Here is a 23,888-nt window from a genome sequence, read left to right on the forward strand (position 1 = left end):
GGTTCAGTCGCCGACGATGCGGCGTTCGGTGATGATCTTTTTCCACTTGGCGGCGTCCTGCGCCACCATGCCGGCCAGTTCGGCCGGGGTGCTGGTCGTGGGCTCGATGCCCAGGCGCGAGAGCTTGTCGCGCACCTCCGGGTCGGCCAGCGACTGGTTGGCCGCGGTGTTGATGCGCGCCACCATCTCGGCCGGCAGGCCCTTGGGGCCGTAGAGCCCGAACCAGGTGTTGGACTCGAAGCCCGGCAGCACGTCGGCGATCGCGGGCAGCTCGGGCGCGAGCGGGCTGCGCTTCAACGAGGTCACGCCCAGCGCGCGCAGCCGGCCGTCGCGCACGTGCGGCATGCCGGTGGGCAGCGAATCGAAGAGCACGTCGACCTTGCCGCTGATCAGGTCGGGAATGGCCAGCGCCGTGCCCTTGTAGGGGATGTGGGTGACGAACACGCCGGCCTGCGACTTGAACAGCTCGGCCGTGAGCTGCACGATGGTGCCGTTGCCGCTCGAGGCGTAGTTGAGCTTGCCGGGGTTCTTCTTCGCATAGTCGATCCACTCGCGCACCGTCTTGGCGGGCGAGCTGTTGGGCACCAGCATGATGCTGGGCGCATCGCCCACGTGGGCGATGGGCGTGAAGTCGCGCACCGTGTCGTAGGGCAGCTTCGGGTTGATGGCCGGGCCGATCGAGTGCGTGCTGGTGGTGGCCAGCAGCAGCGTGTAGCCGTCGGCCGGCGCCTTGGCCGCGATGTCGGAACCGATGGCGCCGCCGGCGCCCGGCTTGTTGTCGATCACGATCGTGGCGCCGAGCTTCTCGCCCATCTTCTGCGACAGCGTGCGCGCGAACAGGTCGGTGGCACCGGCCGCGGGGAACGGCACGACCAGCCGGATCGGCTTGGCCGGATAGCCCTGCGCCAGGCTGGCCGACGATGCGGCGATGCACAGCGCGATGGCGGCCCCTTGAAGAAACCGGATTCTTTTCATGGTGCTGGATTCTGTCCCGGTGGAGCAAAGCTCGCATGCTATGCAGCCCCAGGGCATCAAGCCAGATAATTCCGCTTATTCAACTATAAGCACTGTTTATGACAAAGAACGGCACCGAGGAGGTCTCGCTGCAACAGCTGCGGGCGCTGGCCGCCGTCGCCGAATCGGGCAGCTTCACATTGGCCGCCGAAGCCCTGCAGCTCACGCAACCCGCCATCAGCCACCTGATCAAGCGCATGGAGGAAGAACTGGGGCAGCCGCTGGTGGTGCGGGGCCGCCGCCTCCAGCTGACCGGCGCCGGCCAGGTGATGTTCGACACCGCCTTGCGCGCGCTGCGCCTGATCGACGAATCGGTCGAGGCCTGCCGCTCGCAGTCGCAGCTGCGCGAGGGGCGGGTGGTGCTGGCGGTGGGCCACCTCACGGCGGGCGCCCTGCTGCCGCCGGTGCTGGGCCGCTTTTCCCGCCTGCATCCCACGCTGGCAGCGACGCTGCTCGACAGCACGGCCGAGCAGATGATCTCGCGCATCCTGTCGCAGGAGGCCGACCTGGGTTTCGGCTCGGACATCGGGCAGAAGCATTCGGAACTCGCGACCGAGCCGCTGTTCACCGAGCGCATGGCCCTGTTCGTGCGCGACGACCATCCGCTGGCCCAGCGCGTGGTGGTCGATGCGAAGCACCTGGAGCCGCTGCCCTTCATCCACGTCAACCCCGATGCCAACGTGTGGCGCGCCGTCAGCCGCCAGCTCTCGAGCGTGGCCAACGTGTACCCGCGCGTGGCCCACCATGTGTCGATGCTGTCAACCGCCTTCGGCCTGATCCAGGCGGGCGCGGGTGTGGCGCTGCTGCCGCGCTACGTGGAAGTGTTGATGCCGGGCAACCTGCGCGCCGTGGCCGTGACGCGGCCGACGCTGGAATACCCGGTGGTCGCGATCCGGCTGGCCAAGCATCCGCTGAGCCCGGCGGCGATGGCCTTCCTGGCCATGGCCCGGCAGCACATGAAGCCGCCGCGCAGCGGCAAGCCCTGAGCGGCTGCCGCGCAAAAAAAAACGGCGCCCGAAGGCGCCGTCTTGCGGAAGGAGCTAGCGCCCCGGTCAGTCCTCGACGAAGGCCTCTTCGCGCTTGGACTTCACGGCCGGCAGCAGCACGATGATCAGCAGCAGCAGCGCGGCGGCCAGCAGACCGGCGGAGATCGGACGGCTCACGAACACGCTCCAGTCGCCGCGCGACAGCAGCAGCGCACGGCGCAGGTTCTCTTCCATCATCGGGCCCAGGATGAAGCCCAGCAGCAGCGGCGCGGGTTCGCAGCCCAGCTTGAAGAAGGCGTAGCCGATGAAGCCGAAGGCGCCCACCATCCAGATGTCGAAGGTGTTGTTGTTGGTCGAGTACACGCCGATCGCGCAGAACAGCACGATGGCCGGGAACAGGTACTTGTAGGGCACCGACAGCAGCTTGATCCACATGCCGATCAGCGGCAGGTTCAGGATGATCAGCATCGCGTTGCCGATCCACATCGAGGCGATCAGGCCCCAGAACAGCTCGGGGTTGCTGGTCATGACCTGCGGACCCGGCTGGATGTTGTGGATGGTCATGGCACCGACCATCAGCGCCATCACCGCGTTGGGCGGAATGCCCAGCGTCAGCAGCGGGATGAAGGAGGTCTGGGCACCGGCGTTGTTGGCCGACTCGGGTGCGGCCACGCCGCGGATGTTGCCCTTGCCGAAGGGCACTTCGCCCGGCTTCAGCTTGGTCTTCTTCTCGATCGTGTAGGCCGCGAAAGCCGCCAGCAGCGCACCGCCGCCGGGCAGGATGCCCAGGGCCGCGCCCAGGGCCGTGCCGCGCAGCACGGCCGGGATCATGCGCTTGAAGTCTTCCTTGGTCGGGAACAGGCCGGACACCTTGGCGGTGAACACTTCGCGCTCTTCCTCGGGGCGCGACAGGTTGGCGATGATTTCGCCATAGCCGAACACGCCCATGGCGATGGCCACGAAGCCGATGCCGTCGGTCAGTTCAGGGATGTCGAAGCTGAAACGGGCCACGCCCGAGTTCACGTCGGTACCGACCAGGCCCAGCAGCAGGCCCAGCACGATCATCGCGATGGCCTTGAGCAGCGAGCCCGAAGCCAGCACCACGGCGCCGATCAGGCCCAGGATCATCAGCGAGAAGTATTCGGCCGGGCCGAACTTGAACGCGATCTCGGTCAGCGGCGGCGCGAAGGCCGCCAGGATCAGCGTGCCCACGCAACCGGCGAAGAAGGAACCCAGGCCGGCCGCGGCGAGCGCGGGACCGGCTCGGCCCTTGCGTGCCATCTGGTAGCCGTCGATCACGGTCACCACCGAGGAGGATTCGCCCGGCAGGTTGACCAGGATGGCGGTGGTCGAGCCACCGTACTGCGCGCCGTAGTAGATGCCGGCCAGCATGATCAGCGCCGACACGGGGGGCAGCGCGTAGGTGGCGGGCAGCAGCATCGCGATGGTCGCGACGGGGCCGATGCCGGGGAGCACGCCGATCAGCGTGCCGAGAATGCAACCGACCAGGCAGTACAGCAGGTTCGTGAAGGTGAACGCGACGCCGAAGCCGATCGAGAGGTTGTTTACCAGATCCATTTTTTATTCCTCAACCCGTGATGAAGGTCGGCCAGACCTGGATCTGCAGCTTGAGCGCCCAGATGAATGCCACGTAGCTGCCGACGGCCAGCACGGTCGCGAGCAGCAGCACCTTCTTCAGATCGAACTCGGTGCCGGCCAGGCTGGAGATGATCACCAGGGCGTAGATCGCGATGATCATGCCCATGGCCGGAACGCCGACGCTCGGCAGGCCGCCCAGCAGGATGCCGAAGGCCAGGTTGGCGCCGATGATGTAGACCACCTGCTTCCAGGCCCACTTGCCGATCTTTTCACCGTCTTCGGTCTCGACGGTCAGGCCGGTGAACATGATGCCCAGGCCGATCAGGGCCATGACGATGCCCAGCATCAGCGGGAAGTAGCCCGGGCCCATGCGGGCGCCGCTGCCGACGTTGTAGGTCGATGCACCCCATGCGAAGGCGATGCCCACCACGGCGAACATCAGCCCTGCAAAAAAGTCGCGTTGACTTTTGATTTTCACGAACAGTCTCCTCGAACAAATCGAACGGGAGATTGTCTGGTCAGCTTCCGGTCAGTTTGATGTGGATTCCACCTATCGCCGGGCTAGGGTTAGCCCCAGGGACAACGCTACTCCAGGGGCGGCGTGGCGCTCAGCACTTCCTCGATGGTGGTCACGCCTTCGGCCACGCGCAGGGCGCCGGCCAGGCGCAGCGGGCGCATGCCGTCGGTCACGGCCTGGCGGCGCAGCGCGAGCAGGCTGGGTTCCTTGGTGACGCGGGCCTTGAAGTCCTCGCTGACGCTCAGCAGCTCGTACAGGCCCATGCGGCCCATGTAGCCGGTCATGCGGCAATCGACACAGCCCACGGGCCTGTAGGCGCGCACCGAGCCGGTGATCTGCCAGGGCGCGACGAAAGCCGCGAGCTTCTCGCGCGTGACCGATTCGTCGGGCTGCTTGCACAGCGGGCACAGCGTGCGCACCAGGCGCTGCGCGAGCACGCCCAGCATCACGGCGTTGATCAGGTACGAGGGCACGCCGAGCTCCATCAGCCGCGTGATGGCGCTGGGCGCGTCGTTGGTGTGCAGCGTGCTGAAGACCAGGTGGCCGGTGAGCGCCGACTGCACCGCCATCTCGGCCGTGGCGAGGTCGCGGATCTCGCCGACCATGATGATGTCCGGGTCCTGGCGCATCAGCGCGCGCAGGCCCTCGGTGAAGCCGAAATCGAGCTGCGGCTGCACCTGCGTCTGGTTGAACGCGGGCTCGATCATCTCGATCGGGTCCTCGATGGTGCTCACGTTGACCTGCTCGGTCGCCACCCGCTTGAGCGTGGAGTACAGCGTGGTGGTCTTGCCCGAACCCGTGGGCCCGGTCACGAGGATGATGCCGTGCGGCCGCGTGACCAGCTGCTCCCAGCGCTTGGCGTCGTGCTGCGCGAAGCCCAGCGCGTCGAGGTCCTTGACCGCGGTGTCGGGGTCGAAGATGCGCATCACCATCTTCTCGCCGAAGGCCGTGGGCAAGGTCGACAGGCGCATCTCGACCTCGTCGCCGCGCATGTTGCGGGTCTTGATGCGGCCGTCGAGCGGGCGCCGCTTCTCGACCACGTCCATGCGGCCCAGCAGCTTGATGCGCGCGACCATCGCGTTCATCACGCCCATGGGCATCTGGTAGGCCGGGTGCAGCACGCCGTCGATGCGGAAGCGGATCACGCCCTGGTCGCGCCGCGGCTCGAGGTGGATGTCGCTGGCGCGCTGGTCGAAGGCGTACTGCCAGAGCCAGTCCACCACCTGCACCACGCTCTGGTCGTTGGCGTCGAGCTGCTTGTTGCTCTTGCCCAGCTCGACCAGCTGCTCGAAGCTCGCGCCACCCGCATTGCCGCCGGCCTTCTGCGCCGCGCGCACCGACTTGGCGAGCGCGAAGAACTCGGCGGTATAGCGCTGGATGTCGGTCGGGTTCGCGACCACGCGGCGCACCGAGCGGCGCGACTGGCGCTCGACCTCGGACACCCAGTCGACCAGGAAGGGCTCGGCCGTGGCCACCACCACCTCGCTGGGCGTGACCTGCACCGGCAGCACCTTGTGGCGCTCGGCATAGGCCGCGCTCATGGTGTCGGCCACCTTGCCCACGTCGACCTTGAGCGGATCGATGCGCAGGTAGCTGAGCCCGGCGCGGCCGGCCAGCCATTCGGTCAGCATCTCGAGGTCGAGCGGCTTGCCGTCGCGCTCGCGCGTCATCGCCACGTTGGCCAGGCGCACCAGCGGCGCCTGCCGGCTCTCGGCCTGCGCACAGCGCGCGATGGTGCGCTGCGCCTCGTGGGGCGAGATCACGCCGTCGGTGGCCAGCCAGCCGATCAGCAGCCGCAGGTCGAGCGGACCTTGGTGCTGCGGGGGCGCGGGCTGGGGCACGGGCGGCGAGACGGCGTTCATGACATGGCTTTGAAGACCCGCAGCCACTTGGGGGCCGGCAGGCCCCAGCGAGTCTGGATGGTTTGCGCACGCTCGGCAAGCACGCCGCGCGCGGGCCGCAGCGGCGTGCGCTGGGCCAGCACCACGGTGTTGCCCTCGCGCGTGGGCTTGAAGGCCCACACCGCGTCGGCGCCGAAGGCCGCGGCGATCTTTTCCAGGCTGCGCTCGTAGCTCGACGATCGGCCGAACAGGTTGACCGTCATCGCGCCGTCTTCGGTGAGCAGCGCGCGGCAGTCGGCGTAGAAGCTCTCGCTGTCGAGCACCGGCGCCGCGGCCTCGTGGTCGTAGAGGTCGACCTGCAGCGCATCGACGGTGCCGTGCCACTTGGGTTTCTGGATCTCGGCGCCCGCATCGGCCAGCACCACGCTGAGCTTGGCGTCGTCGGCCGGCAGCTTGAACCAGCCGCGGCAGGCCGCGACCACCTGCGGGTTGAGTTCGACCGCGGTGGTGCGCATGCGCAGCTGCTTGCGGCTGAACTTGGTCAGCGTGGCCGCGCCCAGGCCCAGCTGCATCGCATGGCGGCTCATCACGCTCGAGGGCTCGACGAACAGCAGCCAGGCCATCATGCGCTGCACGTACTCGAGCTCGATCTCGAAGGGCGCATCGATCTTCATCGAGCCCTGGACCCATTCGGTGCCCAGGTGCAGGTAGCGGATGTCGCCCCAGTCGGAGAAATTGACCTCGGGCAAGGCCGGTTTGCGCGCCGCCATCAGGCCACCAGCCCGTGGCGCGCGAACACCTCGTGCCAGGCCTCGCACTTGCGCTCGAAGGACCAGGCCGCATGAGCCGGGCTGGTCGAGGGCAGCTTGTAGGCTGGCAGTTCGGCATGGCCGCCGGCGCGCAGCGCCTCGATCACCTTGGGCGCATGGCGGAAGCTCTCGGCGCCGTTGTGCGCCACCGCGGCCAGGCGCGGCAGGTCGAGGCCGGCGAAATCGTTGAGCACCGCGTCGCGGATCGAGGCGTCGAGGCTGCCTTCGCGGGCACAGGTGCCGTAGACGTCCCAGACGCCGACACCGCGTTCGAGCAGCCAGTCGGCGCGGGGGGAGAAAGCCGTGCCGGGCGGCAGCGGGCTGGAGGGCCAGAGGGCTTGCAAGATCTTCCAGAATTGGTTTTGCGGGTGGGCATAGTAGCGCCCCTGCGCCAGCGAACGCGCGCTCGGGAAGCTGCCCAGCACCAGCAGCACCACCTCTGGCGAGACGATCGGCGCCAGCCCTTCGAGCGTGGGCGCTTCGCCGGCCCCACGAGAAAAAACCCGCCGAGGCGGGTTTTCGCTGGGGCCTTGGCGGCTGTCGCCGCCGGGGCGATCAGGGCTTGGCGGCTGCATTCTCGGCGGTGCCGGGGATCTTCTCGCCGATCTTGTGGCCGGCGCTGCGCATGCCATCAGCGGCCTTGTGACCGACGCCGGCGACAGCGTGGCCGGTCTTCTTGGCGGCGTTGCTGGTCGCATGGCCGGCCTTCTTGGCGGTGCGCTTGGTGGCCTTGTAGGCCTTCTTGGTGCCGGTCTTGGCCTTGTCGACCACGGTCGGCTCGGGTGCGGCGGCCGGCGCCATCGTGGTGGTCGCCGGTGCAGGCTGCTGTGCCATGGCGGAGAAACCGATGGACGCGATGCCCAGTGCGAGGATGGCGGGAACGGTACGGATGAAAGACGAGGTCATGAGGGTTCTCCTTGAACAGTTGTAGTCACGGACGGGCCGCACTGATCGAACAACGGGCCACATGGCGATCAGGATGACAGCAAAAACACACGGTGTAATCGTCGAAACAGAAATCGGGCCGCGCGCCTACAGGCCAGCCTGACCGGAAGCTGACTCCGGCGTCAGCGCGCGCAGACGCGGCATCGCCTCCAGTGCATTGCGGGTGGTGGCCTCGGCCAGTGCTTCCAGCGAAATGCCGCGCAACAGCGCCAGTTCCTGCGCGATGCGCGGCAGCTCGCCCGGCTCGTTGCGACCCTGCGGCGCGCCGGCCTCGCGCTCCTCGCGCGTGCGGTAGAGCCAGTGCGGCTGGATGTCGGGCGCGTCGGTCTCCATCACGATCGCCTCGAGCGGCAGCGTCGCGGCCAGGCGGCGCACCTGCAGCGCGCGGTCGAAGGTCAGCGTGCCGCCGAAGCCCAGCTTGAGGCCCAGGTCCAGGCAGGCCTGCGCCTGCTGCGCGCTGCCGTTGAAGGCATGGGCGATGCCGCGCCAGGGCCGGCCGGCGCCGACCCGGCGCAGCTGCTTGAGCACCTGGTCGACCGAGCGCCGCACATGGATCAGCACCGGCAGATCGTGCCGACGCGCGAGTTGCAGCTGTGCATGGAAGAAGTGCTCCTGCTTCGCCCAGTCCAGGCCGGGCACGAAACCGTCCAGGCCGATCTCCCCCAGCGCCACCAGGCGCGGGTCCGCGAGCTTGTCGTGGAGCGCGGCCTCGAGCGTGGCGAGGTCCTGGTCGCCGGCCTGGCCGGTGAACAGCGGGTGGATGCCCAAGGCGTAGGCGTCGCCCTGCACATGCGCCAGATGGCGCACCGTCTCGAAGTTGAAGGCCCCCACCGCGGGAATGACGCAGAGCGCCACCCCGGCCGCCGCGGCACTGGCACGGACCATGGGCATCTCGTCGCCGAACTCCGGGGCGTCGAGGTGACAGTGTGTATCGATGAAGGCGGGCATCGCTTCATGATGCCCGAACGCATGCAAAGGGCCACAAAGCGTGCTACCGTGATTTCCTCCCCACGCCACTCTTTGCCGGAGGTGTCGATGCGCAGGACAGCTCTCTACAGCCGCTCGCCGCAGGCGTCGAAGGACGCCGAGGCGCCTGCGGCCGACACACCGCAGGCCGTCGCCCCGCCGGTCGCGGCCGGCGCGCGATGGCAGCCGGGCCGGCGCGCCTTCGGCGCCCTGCTGGCGCTGGTCGTCGCCCTGGGCGTGGGCGGGGCCGCGCTCTGGCCCCGGCAACCGGCCCACACGCTGACCCAGAAGGACATCGACGCGGCAGTGCTGCGCACGCTGCAGACCGCCACGCTGCCCTCGGCCGCGGCCCGCGCGGCGGCCCTGGTGCAGCCCTCGGTGGTGCGCGTGGTGAGCTACGGCCCCGAGCGCACCACGCCCGAGGCCAAGACCGAGAAGCGCGGCCGCAACCTGGCGCGCGGCAAGCCGCCCGAAGCCGACGGGCCGCCCGGCGAGGTCGAGCGCGGCATCGGCACCGGCGTGGTGATCGTCGACAAGGGCGTGATCCTGACCAACCTGCACGTGGTGGCCGGCGCCCAGACCATCAAGGTGACCTTCGCCGACGGCCTGGAAGCGCTTGCCACCATCACCGGCGTCCAGCCGGAGAACGACCTGGCCGTGCTGCAGGCGCGCAAGATCCCCGACGACCTGATCCCCGCCACCCTGGCCTCCACCGCCGACCTGCAGTCGGGCGACCAGGTGGTGGCGGTCGGCTTTCCCTTCGGCATCGGGCCCTCGGTGTCGGCCGGCGTGGTGTCGGGCCTCAAGCGTTCCTTCCGCTCGCCCGAAGGCAAGCAGGAGCTGGGCAACCTGATCCAGTTCGATGCCGCGGCCAACCCCGGCAACTCGGGTGGCCCGCTGGTGAACATGGAAGGCCAAGTGGTGGGCATCGTCACCGCCATCCTCAACCCGACCCAGCAGCGCACCTTCATCGGCATCGGCTTCGCCGTGCCGATCGAGAACGCGGCCTCGGCGATCGGCTCGCCGCCCTTCTGAGCGCCTCTCTTCCACCCTCACCCCGAAAGCCGTCGCATGAGCCCAGAGACCACGCCGCCGTCGAACCCGCCCGCCACCGCCGAGCTGATGGAGCAGATCCTCTACGAGGTCAAGCGCGTCGTGGTGGGGCAGGACCGCTTCCTGGAGCGCGTCATGGTCGCCATGCTCGCCGGCGGCCACCTGCTGGTCGAAGGCGTGCCCGGCCTGGCCAAGACGCTCACCATCAAGACGCTGGCCGACACGGTGCGGGGGCAGTTCAAGCGCATCCAGTTCACGCCCGACCTGGTGCCGGCCGACCTGGTGGGCACGCGCATCTACAACCAGAAGACCGGCGAGTTCAGCACCTCGCTGGGCCCGGTGTTCGCCAACCTGCTGCTGGCCGACGAGATCAACCGCGCGCCGGCCAAGGTGCAGAGCGCGCTGCTCGAGGTGATGCAGGAGCGGCAGGTCACGATCGCGGGCGAGACCCACAAGGTGCCGCGCCCCTTCCTCGTGATGGCCACGCAGAACCCGATCGAGACCGAAGGCACCTACCCGCTGCCCGAGGCCCAGGTCGACCGCTTCATGATGAAGGTGCTGGTCGACTACCCCAGCGACGAGGAAGAGTTCGTGATCGTGCAGCGCGTGATCGGCCCGCCGGTGGAGGTCGCGGCCGTGGCCAGCACCGAACAGCTCGCGGCGCTGCAGGCCGAGGCCCGGCGCGTCTACGTCGACCCCTCGCTGATCCAGTACGCGGTGAAGCTGGTGTCGGCCACGCGCAACCCCGAGAAGCACGGCCTCAAGGAGTTGCGCCGCTTCATCACCTTCGGCGCCAGCCCGCGCGCCACCATCAACCTCACCGAGGGCGCGCGCGCGCTCGCGATGCTGCGCGGCCGCAGCTACGCGCTGCCCGAGGACATGACGGCGCTGGTGCCCGACGTGCTGCGCCACCGCGTCACGCTGTCCTACGAAGGCCTGTCGGAGGGCCTGACGCCCGACGGCCTGATCGACAAGATCATGCGCGCCATTCCCGCCCCACCGAAGCCGCTCGAACATGAAAAACTGGTGGCCTAGCAAGCGGGCGCGTGCCGCCAACGACGCCCAGGTGGCCGCTGCGGCCGAGACGGCCGCGGGCGCCGCCGAGCGCCTGCTGCGCCGGCTCGAATGGACCGTGATCCGCCGGCTCGACGGCCTGCTGCAGGGCAACTACCGCACGCTGATGCGCGGCACCGGGCTCGACCTGGCCGACCTGCGCGAGTACCAGCTGCACGACGACGTGCGCCACATCGACTGGAACGTCACGGCGCGGCTGCAGACGCCGCATGTGCGGGTGTTCACCGAAGACCGCGAGATGGCCGCCTGGTTCGTGCTCGACCTGAGCCGCTCGGTCGACTTCGGCTCGGGCCTGCGGGCCAAGCGCGAGATCTCGGCCGGCTTCGTGGGCGTGCTGGCGCGCCTGCTCACGCGCCACGGCAACCGGGTGGGCGCGCTGGTCTACGGCAGCGACCTCGAGGCGGTGATTCCGCCGCGCAGCGGGCGCCGCCACGTGCTGCATCTGCTGCACAGCATGGAACGCCGCGCGGTCGAAGGCCCGGCGGCGCAGGGCATGACGCGGCTGGCCGAGCTGCTGCAGTCGGCCGCCACGCTGATGCCGCGGCGCGCCACGGTGTTCGTGGTGTCCGACTTCCTCAGCGAGCCCGGCTGGGAGAAGCCGCTGGCCCGGCTGGCGCAGCGCCATGAGGTCGTGGCCGTGCGCCTGTTCGATCCGCTCGAGCTCTCGCTACCCGACCTCGGCCTGGTGCCGCTGCGCGACGCCGAGACCGGCGACCAGCTCTGGGTCGACACGCACGACGCGGGCTTCCGCCAGCGCTTCGCGCGTCTTGCGGCCGAGCGCGAGAACACCTTGCGCACGGCGCTGGCCAAGGCCGGCGTCGATGCGCTCGAACTGTCGACCGACGACGACCTGGCCGCCGCCATCCTGCGCTTCGCCGACCTGCGCAAGCGCCGCGTGCGCGCCGGCAGCGCGGCCCGCCCTTTGCAGGCGGCCACCGCATGACACCGATGTCCACCCGGAGCGCACCATGAGTTTCCTGTGGCCCCAGTTCCTCTGGCTGCTGGCGGCGTTGCCGCTGCTGGTGCTGCTCTATGTCTGGCTGATGCGGCGCAAGAAGAAGCTGGCGCTGCGCTATGCCAGCCTCTCGATCGTGCGCGAGGCCATGGGCGCGGGCCAGAGCGTGCGCCGCCACATCCCGCCGCTGCTGTTCCTGCTGGCCATGGCCGCGATGCTGATCGCCGCGGCCCGGCCGATGGCGGTGGTGGTGCTGCCCTCGAACCAGCAGACGATCATCCTCGCGATGGACGTGTCGGGCAGCATGCGCGCCACCGACGTGCAGCCCAACCGGCTGGTGGCCGCGCAGGACGCGGCCAAGGGCTTCATCAAGGACCTGCCGCGCACCGTCAAGGTCGGCATCGTGGCCTTCGCCGGCAGCGCGCAGGTGGCGCAGCTGCCGACCACCAACCGCGACGACCTGGTCACCGCCATCGACGCCTTCCAGCTGCAGCGCGCCACCGCGACCGGCAACGCCATCGTGGTCTCGCTGGCCACGCTGTTCCCCAACGCGGGCATCGACATCTCGAACTTCGATCCGCAGAGCCGGCAGCGCGGCGTGCCGATCGAACAGGCGGGCAAGGCCCCGCCCAAGGACTTCGTGCCGGTGGCGCCCGGCTCCTACACCTCGGCCGCGGTGATCATGCTGACCGACGGCCAGCGCACCACCGGGGTCGATCCGCTCGACGCGGCCAAGGTGGCGGCCGACCGCGGCGTGCGCGTCTACACCGTGGGGATCGGCACCGTCGACGGCGAGACCATCGGCTTCGAGGGCTGGTCGATGCGCGTGCGGCTCGACGAAGAGACGCTCAAGGCCATCGCCAACAAGACCCAGGGCGAGTACTTCTACGCGGGCACCGCGGCCGACCTGAAGAAGGTCTACGACACGCTGAGTTCGCGCCTCACGGTGGAGAAGAAGGAAACCGAGGTCTCGGCGCTGTTCGCGCTGGGCGCGGCGCTGCTGGCCTTCCTGTCGGCCGGCCTGTCGCTGTTCTGGTTCAACCGGATCCTGTAGGGGCGGGGGCGACCGGCCCTCAGCCCGGATGGCGCAGCAGGCCCAGCCGCGTGGCCTCGAACACCGCCTCGTTCTTGGAGTGCACGGCCAGCTTGCCGTAGAGGCTCTTGATGTGGGTCTGCACGGTGTGCACGCTCAGGGACTTGAGCCGTGCGATCTCGGCATAGGAGAAGCCGCGCGCGATCAGGGTCAGCACCTCCTGCTCGCGCCCCGACAGCAGCGAGGGCGGCGCGGGCGCGGGGGCCGGCGGCGCGGCGCGCAAGGCATCGGCGGCCTCGCTGGCCTCGGACTGCAGGCTGCGGTACTTGGCCAGCACGCGGCGCGCGATCATGGGCGAGATCGGCGAGGCGCCGGCTTTCATCTCCAGGATGGTCTGGGCGATGTCCTCGGGCGGCGCGTCCTTGTGCAGGTAGCCCACGGCCCCGGCCTCGATGCTGGCCAGCACGTTGTCTTCGTCGCCGAAGACCGAGATCACCAGCGGCTCGCATTGGGGAAAGCGCGCGACCGCGGCGCGGATCACGTCCAGGCCCGTGCCGTCGGGCAGGCCCAGGTCCGACAGCAGCACATCGGGCGCCTCGGGCGTCGCGGCCAGCCAGGCCAGCGCCTCGCCCACCGTGCCCACCCCGGCCAGCCAGCGCAGCCGCGGGCTGGCGCGCACGCTGCGCTCGAAGAAGGCACGGGTGCCTTCGTCATCCTCGACCACCAGAACGCTGAAAGGGCGCCCGGCGCCCGCCGCATAGACCTCGGTTTGCATAGACGCCGAGCATAAGCCGCGAAGACGGCGGAAATCCGCGGGAACTCACCGATTCATGGGATGCGCGAGCGCAGGCCGCGCTTCAGACTGCGCGGGCGCCGGTGTGTAACACCGCCGTTACCCCTCGATCCCCCAAGGAAGTACCTCCCATGAAGCACCCCGCCATCGCCAGAACCCCCATCGCCTGGGCCTCTGCCCTGCTGCTCACCCTCGCCGCCTGCGGCGGTGGCGGCGGCGATGGCGCGTCTTCCGGCGGCGGTGGCGGCGGCGGCGCCGCGGGCGGCGGCGGGACCGAACAACCCGTGACCCTGGCCCAACTGCACGGCGTCGCCGCCACCGGCGCGCCCTTCGGCAACGCCACCGTGACCGTGACCGACCAGACCGGCGCGGTGGTCTGCACCCGCACCACCGATGCCAACGGCGCCTACACCTGCGAACTGCCCGCCGGCACCAAGGCGCCGCTGGTGATCCGCGCCAGCCGCGACGACCTGAGCCTCTACAGCACCACCGCCAGCGCCACCGGCGGTATCGTCAACGTGACACCGTTGACCACGATCGTCGTTTCGCAGCTCTCGCCCGACGGCAACCCGGCCAGCCTGGCCGGCGCGATCCAGACCCGGCCCGACACGGTGACGGCCGCGACCATCCAGACCCAGGTGGCGGAACTCAGCGCCGCGCTCAAGCCGCTGCTCGATGCGCTGGGCCAGGGCGGCCTGGACCTGATGAACGGCAACTTCGCCGCCGACGGCACCGGCCAGGACCGCCTGCTGGACTCGATCGCCGTGAGCGTGCAGCCCGACGGCAGCGCCGCCAACATCCAGATCACGGTCAAGAGCGTGCCCTCCAGCGGCAGCCCCGAGCCGCTGTCGATCAGCTTCAGCACCGCCGACACGGGCACGCCGGTGCTGCCCCCGGTCGATGCCGGCACGCTGGTGCAGCCGCCGACCCCGGCGCTGATCGCGTCCTTCCTGGCCCGCCTCAACGCCTGCTACGCCCTGCCGCTCGCCCAGCGTGTGACGGCCGTCAACGATGGCGTGAACGCCACCGGCACCGCCGCAGACCTGGTGGCGCCGGCCTGCCGCACGCTCTTCGTCGGCGACGACCCCGCGACCTACCAGGCCAACGGCGCCAGCGTGGGCCGCAACGCCAGCGGCCGCGGCGCCTTCGAGAGCCTGTTCCGCGCCGGCCCGACCGGCCTGGTGCACGACCGCGGCAACTTCGAGTTCTTCCGCAACGCGACCGACGTGGTGATCACCTACCGCTGGACCGACACCCTGGGCAACACCGACAACGACACCCTGCTGCTGCGCACCGAGAACGGCGTGCTCAAGCTGACCGGCAACGGCAACGCCTACCGCGTGTCGGTGCGCCCGATCGCCGAGAAGCGCGAGATGATCAACACGCCCGACTTCAGCTACAGCGCCACCGGCTACAACGTCAACATCGAGAACCGGCTCGACGAGAACTTCCAGCCGGTGCTCGACAAGGTGGTGGTCACGCCGCCCTTCGGCGCGCCGCAGACCTACCGGCCCCAGCCCGGCTTCTCGTACCTCACGGTGGCACGGCCGAACGGCAACGCCGCCAACGCCAGCGGCAGCGTGATCTACCTGGCGGGCCGCTTCGACAACCCGGCCACGGCCGGCACGCCGGCCGACAAGGAGACCAACCTGAACTTCGTCAGCCCGGCCTACGCCGAAGCGGATCTGCGCGCGCTCAAGGACCAGAGCGTGTGGAAGATCGAGTTCTACCGCCTCGGCGAAAGCGCGCCCTCCACCACCCAGAGCGCGCGCACCATCGCCCGGGCCCAGACCCTCGACGAGATCAGGCAGCTGAGCTTCGCCGCGATCACGCCGGCCCTGCGCGACGAACTGCGTGCCGAAACGGCGAACACGACCGACCACGTGCTGGTGTTCGGCACCAGCACGCCGCAGGAGCCGAACCTCATCGACTTCAGCGCCGAAGGCAACAACCCGGGCTGGGCCGTGCCGACGGGCGCGCTGGCCCCCACGCTGTTCACCGCCTACGGCCGCTACAGCGGCACGCGCTGGGAAGACTCGGTGACGGTGCGCAACACCGCCCGCACGACCATCCTCAACTGCTCGCCCTACACGGCGACCGATGCCCACTGCGTGACCCTCAACAACGCCCGCGAGTACCGGCCGGGCGCCAGCCTGAACACCTTCGACCTCTGGGCACGCAACGCGCGCCAGGTCGAGCTCAGCAGCAAGATCGGCCTCTACAGCATCCAGTAAGCCGCTCCAGCCCCCTAAAGCCCCGCCTGCGCGGGGCTATCTTCTTGCAGAATCGGGATCCATACACCCGGGCTCGTCGCGCCCCCTCGACCGCCCCAATCGCATGCCACAGCGTCCCGTCACCCACCTGCTCTACCTGCACGGTTTCCGCTCCTCGCCGCAGTCCATGAAGGCTCGGCTGGTGGCGGAGCGCGTCCAGCAACGCCACCCCCAGCTCCAGTGGTGGTGCCCCCAGCTGCCGCCCTCGCCGCGCGATGCGATAGACATGGTGATGCGCGGCATCGCCGACTGGCCGCGCGAATCGATGGCGGTCATCGGTTCCTCGCTGGGCGGCTTCTATGCGAGCTACGTGGCGGCCATGACGCGCTGCCGCGCGGTGCTGCTGAACCCGGCCGTCGAGCCGGCGCGCGACCTGGGCCGCCACATCGGCGAGCAGACCGCCTGGCACGACCCGCAGCAGCACTTCTTCTTCCGCCCCGAATTCATCGACCAGCTGCGAACGCTGGAGGTCGGCGAACTGTCGCGCCCGGAACGGGTGTTCGCCATCATCGCCAAGGGCGACGAGGTGCTCGACTGGCGCGAGATGTCGGCCCGCTACCCGGGCAGCCGGATCCGCCTGCTCGAGGGCGGCGACCATGCGCTGTCGGACTTCGCCGCGAAGCACCTCGACGACGTGATGCGCTTCGTCCACCCCTGCTGATCCCGGCCTCGGCGCCGGCGCCGGGGCCGCGTGGGACAATCCGACCCATGTTTGTATTGTTCGAAGAAGCCGGAAAGTACCTCGGCGGCCGCGTTTTGTCGGAGGCCGAGGCGTCGGCGCAGGTCGAGCTCGACACCGGCAAGCGGCTCAAGGTCAAGAGCGCCCACATCGTGCTGCGTTTCGAGAAACCGGCCCCGGCCGAGCTGATCGCGGAGGCGCGCGCACTGGCCGCCACCATGGACCTCGACCTGGCCTGGGAATTCGCGGCCGAGGGCGAGTTCGGCTTCGCCGACCTGGCGGCCGACTATTTCCAGTCCAATCCGACGCAGGCCCAGCAGGCGGCCGCGCTGTTCGCGCTGTTCGAGGCGCCCCACTACTTCCGGCGCGCCGGCAAGGGCCGCTTCAAGAAGGCGCCGGCCGAGATCGTCCAGCAGGCGCTGGCCGCGATCGAGAAGAAGAAGCAGGTGCTGGCGCAGATCGCCGAATGGGCGACGCAGCTGGTGGCCGGCGAATGCCCGGCGCCGGTGCGCGAGCAGCTCTACAAGATCCTGTTCAAGCCCGACAAGAACGCCCCCGAATACAAGGCCGTGGTCGAGGCCTCGCGCACCGCGCAGCGCGCGCCACTCGAGCTGCTCGAGCGCGCGGGCGCGATCGACTCGGCCTACCAGTTCCACTGGAAGCGCTTCCTGTTCGAGAACTTCCCCAAGGGCACGGCCTTCCCCGCGCTCGCGGCCCCGCCGATCGCCGACGACCTGCCGCTGGCCGAAGGTGTGCAGGCCTTCTCGATCGACGATTCGCAAACCACCGAGATCGACGACGCGCTGTCGGTGCAGGGCCTGGGCACGGGCACCGTCACGGTCGGCGTGCACATCGCGGCGCCCGGCCTGGCCTTCGCGCCGGGCAGCGCGCTCGACCAGGTGGCGCGCGCGCGCATGTCCACGGTCTACATGCCGGGCCACAAGATCACCATGCTGCCCGACGCGGTGGTGCAGACCTACACGCTGCTCGACGGCGGCGACCGCCCGGCGGTGTCGCTCTACGCGCGCTACGACGAAGCCACGCTCGAACTGCAGGGCACCGAGACGAAGATCGAGCGCGTGCCGATCGTCGCCAACCTGCGCCACGACCAGCTCGACAGCGTGATCACCCAGGCCTGGCTCGAGGACGCCTCGGTGCCCGGCGCCGACGCGCCCGCCATCGTCACGACGCTGCGCGACCCGCTGATGTTCCTGTTCCGCCTGGCCAAGGCGCTCAAGGCGCAGCGCGAGGTGGTGCGCGGCAAGCCGGAGAACTTCAACCGGCCCGACTACAACTTCCGGCTCGTGGGCAACGACGGCGAGCCCGAGGGCAGCGAGCAGGTGCAGATCAGCACCCGCCAGCGCGGCGCGCCGCTCGACCTGATCGTCTCCGAGGCCATGATCCTGGCCAACAGCAGCTGGGGCGGCTGGCTGGGCGAGCTGGGCGTGCCTGGCCTTTACCGCAGCCAGGCCAGCCTGGCGCCGGGCATCAAGGTGCGCATGGGCACGCGCGCGCTGCCGCACGCGGGCCTGGGCGTGAAGAGCTACGCCTGGAGCACCTCGCCGCTGCGCCGCTACACCGACCTGGTGAACCAGTGGCAGATCATCGCCGCGGCCCGCCACGGCAAGACCGCCGCGCTGGCCGCGCCCTTCAAGCCCAAGGACGCCGACCTGTTCTCGATTCTTTCGGGCTTCGACGCGGCCTACGCCACCTACAACGCCTACCAGGGCGGCATGGAACGCTTCTGGACGCTCAAGTACCTGGCGCAGCAGGGCATCACCGAGCTCACCGCGACGGTGATCAAGGACCTGCCCAACGGCGCGCTGGTGCGGGCCGACACGCTGCCGCTGGTGTTCCCGGTGGCCGGCCAGCAGGAGCGCGGCGCGCACCTGCGGGTGAAGCTGGGCGAGATCGACGAGATCGCGCTCGACGTGCACGGCACCGTGCTCGAGCGCCTCGATGCGCCGGTCGACGACGCCGCGCTGGACGACGGCGCGGGTGAGGACGACGAGGAAGTGGCCGGCCCGATCGCCATCGCGGTCGACCTGAGCGACAGCGAGGCCGGCACGGAGAACACGCCCGCCTGAGCACCGCCGCCGACGCACGCCCGATGAACCTCAAAGACCTGAGCACCCTGCAGATCGCGCTGGGCCTGTCGGTGGTGGCCCACGCCCTGCTGCTCACGGTGCGCTTCATCGACCCCGAGGCGATGAACCGCGTGTTCCGCGACACGCCGCTCGAGGTGATCCTGGTCAACGCCGCCACGCAGGAGCGGCCCGACAAGGCCCTGGCCATCGCCCAGAAATCGATGGCCGGCGGCGGCGATCTCGAACGCGGCCGCGCCACCAGCCCGCTGCCTCCGTCGACCTTCACCGCGGTCGGCGATGCGATGGAGGACGCCGAGCGCAAGGTCGAGGCCCTGCAGGCGCAGCAGCAGCAGTTGCTCACGCAGATCCGGCAGCAGCTCGCGGCCATGCCGGTCCCCGACCCGCGCCAGACGGGCCAGCCGAGCGATGCCGCGGCGCAGGAGGAGAAGCGCCGCCAGCTGCTCAACCTGCTGGCCGAGATCGAGCGCCGCGTGAACGAGGAGAACGCGAGGCCCAAGAAACGCTACATCAGCCCGTCGACGCGCGAGGAGGCCTACGCCGTGTACGTCGATTCGCTGCGCCGGCGCATCGAGTCGCGCGGCACCGAGAACTTCCCCGAGGTCGCGGGCCGCAAGCTCTACGGCGAACTCACGATGCTGGTCACCGTCAACTTCGACGGCAGCGTGCTCGGCACCGAGATCGTCCAGACCTCGGGCAACCTGGCGCTCGACCGCCGGGCCCAGGCCATCGTGCGCAGCATCGGCAGCTTCGGCCGCTTCAGCGACGCGATGCGCCGCCAGGCCGACCAGATCGTGCTGCCCTCGCGCTTCCGCTTCACCCGCGACGAGACGCTGGAAACGCAGCTGTCCGCGCGCCAACCCTGAGACCATGGACCTCTACTGCGTCATGGGCAACCCGGTCGCGCACAGCCGCTCGCCGTGGATCCACGCCCGCTTTGCCGAACTCACGGGCCAGACCCTGGCCTACGGCCGCCGCCAGATCGCGCTCGACGGCTTCGCCGACGGCCTCGTGGCCTTCCGCGCCGATCCCGAGGGCACGGCCCGCGGCTGCAACGTGACCGTGCCCTTCAAGTTCGACGCCGGCGCGGTGGCGCAGCATGTGAGCCCGCGCGCGGCGCTGGCCCAGGCGGTGAACACGCTGAGCTTTCGCGAGGACGGCGTGCACGGCGACAACACCGACGGCGCCGGCCTGGTGAACGACATCCAGCGCAACGCGGGCGTCGCGATAGCGGGCAGCGACGTGCTACTGATCGGCGCGGGCGGCGCGGCGGCCGGCGTGATCGGCCCGCTGCTCGACGCCGGCGCGCGGCGCATCGTGCTGGCCAACCGCACGCTGGCCAAGGCCGTGGCGCTGGTGCGGCGGCATGCGGCGCTGGCGCTCGCGCACGGCGCGGTGATCGAGGCGCATGAACTGCACACCGTGCCGGGCGATTTCGACATCGTGGTCAATGCCACCGCCTCCAGCCTCGCGGGCGCTGCGGTGCCGGTCGCGGCCGGCGTGCTGCGCCCGGGCGCGCTGGCGGTCGACATGATGTACGGGCCCGCGGCCGCGGGCTTCATGGACTGGGCCCGCGCCCACGGCGCCGTGCCGCGCGACGGGCTGGGCATGCTGGTCGAGCAGGCGGCCGAGTCCTTCGCGATCTGGCGCGGCGTGCGCCCGCCCTCGGCCCAGGTGCTGGCCGAGCTGCGCGCGCAGCTCGACGGCTGAGCCGATGCGCGCGCTGCTGCGCCTGATCGCCTGCCTCGCGGCCGCCGGCCTGGCGCTGCAGCTGTTCTTCATCGGCCGCATCGCGTTGATGGTCGCCATCGACCCGCAATCGACCACCTTCCAGCGCTCCGAGGCCTGGCGCATCGCGAGCGCGGGCCGCGACAACACCACCCGGGGCGACGCGCGTGCGTGGCAACAGGAATGGGTGCCCTACGAGCGCATCGCCGACACGCTCAAGCGCGCGGTGATCGCCAGCGAGGACGCCGACTTCATCTCGCATGGCGGCGTCGAATGGGAAGCCATCGAGCGCGCGCGCCAGCGCAATGCCAAGGCCGAGGAGATCGCGGCCCGCCGCGCCGCCCAGGCGCGTGCGCGCGGCAAGGAGCCCGCGGCGCCGAAGATCCGCGGTGGCTCGACCATCACGCAGCAGCTGGCCAAGAACCTGCTGCTGTCGGGCGAACGCACGCTGCTGCGCAAGGGCCAGGAGCTGATGCTCGCCACCACGCTCGAGTTCCTGCTGGACAAGCGCCGCATCCTCGAGATCTACCTCAACAACGTCGAGTGGGGCGAAGGCGTGTTCGGCGCCGAGGCCGCCGCGCAGCACTACTTCAACAAGCCGGCCGCGCGGCTGAGCGCCAACGAGGCGGCACGGCTGGCCGTGATGCTGCCCAGCCCCAAGTTCTTCGAGCGCCGGCCGGGCTCGCCCTACGTGAGCGGCCGGGCCGCGACCATCATGGCCCGCATGCCCGCGGCCGAGCTGCCCTGAGCCTGCGTCAGGCGCGCTCGAACACGATGCGCGAGACGGCGGTGCGCCCCGAGCCATGGGGCCGGCGCGCCGGCTCGGCGAAGGTGTCGATCACGCTGAAGCCGGCCTTGCGCATCATGCCGGCAGAGGCCGCGTTCTCCTCGTGGCGATCGATGTAGACCTCGCGCAGGCCTTGCGCTTCGAGCACGCCCAGCGCAGCAGTGAGCAGGGCGGCACCGATGCCGCGGCCCACGCCCTCGCGGTGCACCGCGGCTTCGCAGACGTAGCCATGCACCGCGTCGCGCCGGTCCTCGGATTGGTAGCGCGCAAAGTGCGTCGTGCGGCAGAAGGTGACCACGCCCCGCACCCCGTCGCCCTCGCGCGCCACCACGGCGCCGACCTCGCCGGTCGCGATCTGCGCCAGATGGGCCGCCACCTCGTCGGGCGGCAGCCAGTTCCAGACGTTGGGGCCGTGCGTGAGGATCAACTCGGTCAGCACGGGAATGTCGGCGGCCGTCGCCGCATCGATCTGCCAGGTCATCGCTTCTGTCCTTTGAAGAAAACCACGTCGATCCACAGCACCGCCGCGCCGCCGATCGCATAGGCCAGCACGTCGAGCCAGTCCGGCGTGCTGCCCAGCAGGATGCGCAGCACCGGGTTCGGGATCTGCCAGTGCCAGAGCTTGGCCAGGTACTGGCCCAGCTCCAGCAGGCAGCCACTGCCGAAGGCCGCCAGCGCGAGTGGCCAGCGCCGCGCGGCCACCACGGTCTTGAAGACGAAGTAGAGCCAGGCGACGGCCAGCACGTCGCCGAAGAAGCTGCGCAGCCAGCCGGCGCGCGCGCCCACGGTGGCCAGCAGCGCGAGCAGGATGAACAGGACCAGCGCCGCGAGGCCCGCGCGTGGATCGAAGCGCCAGGCCGCGGCGGGCCGGTCGAGGGATGGCGATGTCATGCCCCGTATCATCGCCTCCATGTTTGCCGCGAAGTTGCTGGGATGGGTCTTGCTGGGCGTGGTGCGTTTGCTCACCGGGGCACAGGCACGCTGGTGGGGCTGCCCGCCCAAGGCCGAGCAGCGCATCTACTTCGCCAACCACCAGAGCCACCTCGACCTGGTGATGATCTGGGCCGCGCTGCCCGAGGAACTGCGCAGCATCACGCGCCCGATCGCGGCACGCGACTACTGGGCCAACACGCCGATGAAGCGCTGGATCACCACCGAGGTGTTCAACGCGATCTATGTGGAGCGCGGCGGCACGCCCGCACCGGCCGAGGACGGCGCCCCCGCGCCCGACCCGATGGCGCCGCTCATGCCGTTGATCGAGGCGCTCAGGAGCGGCGACTCGATCATCATCTTTCCCGAAGGCACGCGCGGCCACACCGGCGAGCCGCAGAAGTTCAAGTCGGGCCTCTACACGCTGGCCCAGATGTTCCCCGAGGTGGTGCTGGTGCCGGCCTGGATCGACAACGTGCAGCGCGTGATGCCCAAGGGCGAGATCGTGCCGGTGCCGATCCTGTGCTCGGTGACCTTCGGCGCGCCCATCGCGCTGGGCGCCGACGAGGAGCGCCGGGCCTTCCTGGACCGCGCGCGCGAAGCGGTGGTCGCACTGCGCAACGTATGAACGCCTTCCTTCGCAACCTCACGCCCACCCAGCAGGTGGCCGCGCTCTTCGTGATCGTGTTCGGCCTGCTGACCGTGATCAGCATCGCGACCCTGCTGGTCGGCTTCCGCGAGCGGCGCAACGCCGCGCATGGCGAGGCCTGGCTGCGCGAATTCAACGACTTCCGCGCGCTGCTCAACACCACCTGGTTCATGGTGGTCGTGTTCTGGATCGGCTGGGCGCTGGGGCCCAGCGTGGCGACCGTGCTGTTCGCGATCATCTCCTTCTTCGCGCTGCGCGAGTTCATCACGCTCTCGCCCACGCGCCGGGGCGACCACCGCAGCCTGATCCTGGCCTTCTTCGTGGTGCTGCCGATCCAGTTCGTGCTGGTGGGCACGGCGCGCTTCGACCTGTTCACGGTCTTCATCCCGGTCTACGTCTTCATCGCCATCCCGGTGGTGAGCGCGCTGGCCAACGACCCCAGCCACTTCCTCGAGCGCAACGCCAAGCTGCAGTGGGGCATCACGGTCTGCGTCTACGGCATGAGCCATGTGCCGGCGCTGCTGCTGCTGAGCTTCCCGGGCTACGAGGGCAAGAGCGCCTTCCTGGTCTTCTTCCTGGTGTTCGTGGTCCAGACCTGCATGGTGGTGCAGCACCTGATCGCGCGCCAGTTCGCCCCTCTGGCGGCCGATGCGCCGCAGCCCACCGGCCTGCGCGGCCGGCTCCAGCGCCTGCTGGGCCGCGCGCCCTTCGCGCCCAACGTGAGCCGCAGCTTCAACTGGACCAGCTGGGGCGTGGGCATGGCGATCGCGAGTGTGGTGGGCGCGCTGATGTCCTTCATCACGCCCTTCAAGTTCGGCCAGGCCCTGGCCATGGCGCTGATCGCCTGCGTGGCGGGCTCGATGGGCCACCTGGTGATGAAGGCGCTCAAGCGCGACCGCGGCATCCCCAACTGGGGACCCAAGGGCGTGGGCGTGACGGGCGCCAACGGCCTGCTCGACCGGGTCGATGCGCTGTGCTTCGCGGCGCCGATCTTCTTCCATTCGGTGCGCTGGTACTTCGGCGTATGAACACGAGACCGGATGCGGGAACCGGACGCAGAGGACGCAAAGGTTCCGCAGAACAAACGTCCAAAGAATCCGGATTCAGATTCCCGGGTTGTCTTCTGCGACCTCTGCGAGACTTTCGCGTCTT

The 23,888-nt window shown here is 69.8% G+C and carries 24 protein-coding genes; 13 read left to right on the forward strand and 11 right to left on the reverse strand.

What is annotated here, in order from left to right; translation table 11 throughout:
- Positions 1-3: 3 nt before the first annotated feature.
- Positions 4-975: a tripartite tricarboxylate transporter substrate binding protein gene (locus A9977_RS09665; RefSeq protein WP_183024612.1), complete on the reverse strand. Its 972-nt coding sequence runs from the start codon at positions 973-975 to the stop codon at positions 4-6.
- A 98-nt stretch (positions 976-1,073) separates the two neighbouring features.
- Between A9977_RS09665 and A9977_RS09670 the strand changes: the two genes are divergently transcribed.
- On the forward strand, positions 1,074-2,000 hold the full coding sequence (locus tag A9977_RS09670; protein WP_183024613.1) for a LysR family transcriptional regulator: 927 nt from the start codon (positions 1,074-1,076) through the stop codon (positions 1,998-2,000).
- 66 nt (positions 2,001-2,066) lie between these two features.
- Here A9977_RS09670 and A9977_RS09675 read toward each other — a convergent pair whose 3' ends face one another.
- The 7 genes from A9977_RS09675 to A9977_RS09705 form a co-directional block, all read right to left on the reverse strand.
- Complete coding sequence (locus A9977_RS09675) at positions 2,067-3,578, reverse strand: tripartite tricarboxylate transporter permease (protein WP_183024614.1); 1,512 nt, start codon at positions 3,576-3,578, stop codon at positions 2,067-2,069.
- 10 nt (positions 3,579-3,588) lie between these two features.
- Positions 3,589-4,077, reverse strand: a complete 489-nt coding sequence (locus tag A9977_RS09680; RefSeq protein ID WP_183024615.1) for a tripartite tricarboxylate transporter TctB family protein — start codon at positions 4,075-4,077, stop codon at positions 3,589-3,591.
- Positions 4,078-4,184: 107 nt separating this feature from the next.
- On the reverse strand, positions 4,185-5,978 hold the full coding sequence (locus A9977_RS09685; protein ID WP_183024616.1) for a GspE/PulE family protein: 1,794 nt from the start codon (positions 5,976-5,978) through the stop codon (positions 4,185-4,187).
- Positions 5,975-6,727: a spermidine synthase gene (locus A9977_RS09690; RefSeq protein ID WP_183024617.1), complete on the reverse strand. Its 753-nt coding sequence runs from the start codon at positions 6,725-6,727 to the stop codon at positions 5,975-5,977. The genes A9977_RS09685 and A9977_RS09690 overlap by 4 nt, the downstream gene beginning before the upstream one ends.
- Positions 6,727-7,341 carry a DNA-deoxyinosine glycosylase gene (locus tag A9977_RS09695; protein WP_183024618.1) on the reverse strand — a complete coding sequence of 205 codons (615 nt, stop codon included), beginning with the start codon at positions 7,339-7,341 and terminating at the stop codon, positions 6,727-6,729. Before A9977_RS09695 ends, A9977_RS09690 begins: the two co-directional genes overlap by 1 nt.
- Entirely contained in the window at positions 7,322-7,672 is a 351-nt protein-coding gene (locus A9977_RS09700) for a hypothetical protein (protein ID WP_183024619.1), read from the reverse strand. The genes A9977_RS09695 and A9977_RS09700 overlap by 20 nt, the downstream gene beginning before the upstream one ends.
- Before the next feature lie 126 nt (positions 7,673-7,798).
- Positions 7,799-8,659 (reverse strand): TatD family hydrolase, encoded by an 861-nt coding sequence (locus tag A9977_RS09705; protein WP_183024620.1) that lies wholly within the window; start codon positions 8,657-8,659, stop codon positions 7,799-7,801.
- 87 nt (positions 8,660-8,746) lie between these two features.
- Here A9977_RS09705 and A9977_RS09710 point away from each other — a divergent pair, with 87 nt between their 5' ends.
- The 4 genes from A9977_RS09710 to A9977_RS09725 are packed head-to-tail and all read left to right on the forward strand — an operon-like array spanning position 8,747 to position 12,813.
- Entirely contained in the window at positions 8,747-9,712 is a 966-nt protein-coding gene (locus A9977_RS09710; protein WP_183024621.1) for a S1C family serine protease, read from the forward strand.
- A 36-nt stretch (positions 9,713-9,748) separates the two neighbouring features.
- Positions 9,749-10,765, forward strand: coding sequence for a MoxR family ATPase (locus tag A9977_RS09715; protein ID WP_183024622.1), 1,017 nt, complete (start codon positions 9,749-9,751; stop codon positions 10,763-10,765).
- Complete coding sequence (locus tag A9977_RS09720) at positions 10,746-11,747, forward strand: DUF58 domain-containing protein (RefSeq protein ID WP_183024623.1); 1,002 nt, start codon at positions 10,746-10,748, stop codon at positions 11,745-11,747. The genes A9977_RS09715 and A9977_RS09720 overlap by 20 nt, the downstream gene beginning before the upstream one ends.
- A 25-nt stretch (positions 11,748-11,772) precedes the next feature.
- Positions 11,773-12,813 (forward strand): VWA domain-containing protein, encoded by a 1,041-nt coding sequence (locus A9977_RS09725; protein WP_183024624.1) that lies wholly within the window; start codon positions 11,773-11,775, stop codon positions 12,811-12,813.
- A gap of 19 nt (positions 12,814-12,832) precedes the next feature.
- Here the strand turns inward: A9977_RS09725 and A9977_RS09730 are convergent, their stop codons facing one another.
- Positions 12,833-13,567 carry a response regulator transcription factor gene (locus A9977_RS09730; RefSeq protein WP_183024625.1) on the reverse strand — a complete coding sequence of 245 codons (735 nt, stop codon included), beginning with the start codon at positions 13,565-13,567 and terminating at the stop codon, positions 12,833-12,835.
- A 149-nt stretch (positions 13,568-13,716) separates the two neighbouring features.
- Here A9977_RS09730 and A9977_RS09735 point away from each other — a divergent pair, with 149 nt between their 5' ends.
- The 6 genes from A9977_RS09735 (at position 13,717) to A9977_RS09760 (ending at position 21,118) form a co-directional block, all read left to right on the forward strand.
- Positions 13,717-15,819, forward strand: coding sequence for a carboxypeptidase-like regulatory domain-containing protein (locus A9977_RS09735; RefSeq protein ID WP_183024626.1), 2,103 nt, complete (start codon positions 13,717-13,719; stop codon positions 15,817-15,819).
- Positions 15,820-15,922: 103 nt separating this feature from the next.
- Positions 15,923-16,519: a YqiA/YcfP family alpha/beta fold hydrolase gene (locus A9977_RS09740; RefSeq protein ID WP_183024627.1), complete on the forward strand. Its 597-nt coding sequence runs from the start codon at positions 15,923-15,925 to the stop codon at positions 16,517-16,519.
- A gap of 47 nt (positions 16,520-16,566) precedes the next feature.
- On the forward strand, positions 16,567-18,624 hold the full coding sequence (locus A9977_RS09745; protein WP_183024628.1) for a ribonuclease catalytic domain-containing protein: 2,058 nt from the start codon (positions 16,567-16,569) through the stop codon (positions 18,622-18,624).
- A gap of 23 nt (positions 18,625-18,647) precedes the next feature.
- Positions 18,648-19,508, forward strand: coding sequence for an energy transducer TonB (locus tag A9977_RS09750; RefSeq protein WP_183024629.1), 861 nt, complete (start codon positions 18,648-18,650; stop codon positions 19,506-19,508).
- Between the two features lie 4 nt (positions 19,509-19,512).
- Positions 19,513-20,352 carry a shikimate dehydrogenase gene (gene aroE / locus A9977_RS09755; protein WP_183024630.1) on the forward strand — a complete coding sequence of 280 codons (840 nt, stop codon included), beginning with the start codon at positions 19,513-19,515 and terminating at the stop codon, positions 20,350-20,352.
- Positions 20,353-20,356: 4 nt separating this feature from the next.
- Complete coding sequence (locus tag A9977_RS09760) at positions 20,357-21,118, forward strand: transglycosylase domain-containing protein (protein ID WP_183024631.1); 762 nt, start codon at positions 20,357-20,359, stop codon at positions 21,116-21,118.
- 7 nt (positions 21,119-21,125) lie between these two features.
- Here A9977_RS09760 and A9977_RS09765 read toward each other — a convergent pair whose 3' ends face one another.
- Positions 21,126-21,638: a GNAT family N-acetyltransferase gene (locus A9977_RS09765; RefSeq protein WP_183024632.1), complete on the reverse strand. Its 513-nt coding sequence runs from the start codon at positions 21,636-21,638 to the stop codon at positions 21,126-21,128.
- Positions 21,635-22,069 (reverse strand): DUF2809 domain-containing protein, encoded by a 435-nt coding sequence (locus A9977_RS09770; RefSeq protein ID WP_405054677.1) that lies wholly within the window; start codon positions 22,067-22,069, stop codon positions 21,635-21,637. The genes A9977_RS09765 and A9977_RS09770 overlap by 4 nt, the downstream gene beginning before the upstream one ends.
- Between A9977_RS09770 and A9977_RS09775 the strand changes: the two genes are divergently transcribed.
- Positions 22,068-22,715 (forward strand): lysophospholipid acyltransferase family protein, encoded by a 648-nt coding sequence (locus A9977_RS09775; RefSeq protein WP_183024634.1) that lies wholly within the window; start codon positions 22,068-22,070, stop codon positions 22,713-22,715. The two genes, A9977_RS09770 and A9977_RS09775, sit on opposite strands and share 2 nt — an antisense overlap.
- Positions 22,712-23,764 (forward strand): phosphatidate cytidylyltransferase, encoded by a 1,053-nt coding sequence (locus A9977_RS09780; protein ID WP_183024635.1) that lies wholly within the window; start codon positions 22,712-22,714, stop codon positions 23,762-23,764. Before A9977_RS09775 ends, A9977_RS09780 begins: the two co-directional genes overlap by 4 nt.
- Positions 23,765-23,888: the final 124 nt, after the last annotated feature.

Source organism: Variovorax sp. UMC13 (assembly GCF_014170375.1).
Classification (GTDB): domain Bacteria; phylum Pseudomonadota; class Gammaproteobacteria; order Burkholderiales; family Burkholderiaceae_C; genus Variovorax.